This is a genomic window from Acinetobacter sp. TWP2-2-3 (genome assembly GCF_049896445.1).
Taxonomy (GTDB): Bacteria; Pseudomonadota; Gammaproteobacteria; order Pseudomonadales; family Moraxellaceae; genus Acinetobacter.
On record NZ_JAFCUI010000032.1, the window covers coordinates 1 to 780 of the forward strand.

At 46.8% G+C, this 780-nt stretch carries 1 protein-coding gene; it reads left to right on the top strand.

Features of this window, described 5'->3' with window-relative positions; translation table 11 throughout:
• Position 1 precedes the first annotated feature (1 nt).
• Positions 2-780, top strand: a 779-nt coding sequence (locus ACP7AK_RS15320) for an elongation factor Tu (RefSeq protein WP_425880205.1), incomplete at its 3' end; no start/stop codon positions are given.

Here is a 780-nt window from a genome sequence, read left to right on the forward strand (position 1 = left end):
CATGGCTAAGGCTAAGTTTGAACGTAATAAGCCACACGTTAACGTGGGCACAATTGGTCACGTTGACCATGGTAAAACAACTTTAACAGCTGCAATTGCAACTGTATGTGCGAAGAAATTCGGTGGCGAAGCGAAAGACTACGCTGCAATCGACTCTGCACCAGAAGAAAAAGCACGTGGTATTACAATTAATACTTCACACGTAGAATACGATTCTCCAACTCGTCACTACGCTCACGTAGACTGCCCGGGTCACGCCGATTATGTTAAAAACATGATTACTGGTGCTGCTCAGATGGACGGCGCGATCCTTGTATGTGCTGCGACTGATGGTCCTATGCCACAGACTCGTGAACACATCCTGCTTTCTCGTCAGGTAGGTGTACCTTACATCGTTGTATTCTTGAACAAATGCGACCTTGTAGACGACGAAGAGCTTCTTGAGCTAGTTGAAATGGAAGTTCGTGAACTTCTTTCTACTTACGACTTCCCGGGTGATGACACTCCAGTGATCCGTGGTTCTGCTCTTCTTGCGCTTAACGGTGATGACAGCCAATACGGCGAGCCAGCGGTAGTTGCGCTTGTTGAAGCACTTGACTCTTACATTCCAGAGCCAGAGCGTGCAATTGACCTTCCATTCCTTATGCCAATTGAAGACGTATTCTCAATCTCTGGTCGTGGTACAGTAGTAACTGGCCGTGTAGAGACTGGTATCGTTAAAGTAGGTGAGTCTGTAGAAATCGTTGGTATCCGTGATACTCAAACTACTACAGTAACCGG